The organism is Bacillus cereus group sp. BfR-BA-01355, assembly GCF_022663675.1.
GTDB classification, from domain to species: Bacteria; Bacillota; Bacilli; order Bacillales; family Bacillaceae_G; genus Bacillus_A; species Bacillus_A thuringiensis_S.
On sequence record NZ_JAKUFY010000333.1, the window covers coordinates 1 to 372 of the forward strand.

Consider the following 372-nt stretch of genomic DNA (forward strand, 5'->3'; position numbering starts at 1 on the left):
ATGTTGGCCTTGATGACCGTGGTGACCGTGGTGACCTTGGTGACCTTGGTGACCTTGGTGACCGTGGTGACCTTGGTGGCCTTGGTGGCCTTGGTGGCCGTGATGGCCTTGATGGCCTTGATGGCCTTGATGGCCTTGATGGCCTTGATGGCCTTGATGGCCTTGATGGCCTTGATGGCCTTGATGGCCTTGGTGAGTTTGATAAAGAACAGCTTGCGGATGAATGTGGTGGTGACCGTGGTGATGTACTTGTTGTTGATGACCGTGGTGACCTTGGTCATGATGGTGTCCATGATGACCGTGGTGACCTTGGTGATGATGATGTCCATGATGACCGTGGTGACCTTGGTGATGATGGTGTCCATGATGACC

1 pseudogene is annotated in these 372 nt (G+C 54.0%); it reads right to left on the reverse strand.

Features of this window, described 5'->3' with window-relative positions:
- Window positions 1–372, reverse strand: a pseudogene (locus MR167_RS33810) (hypothetical protein); the annotation flags it as partial.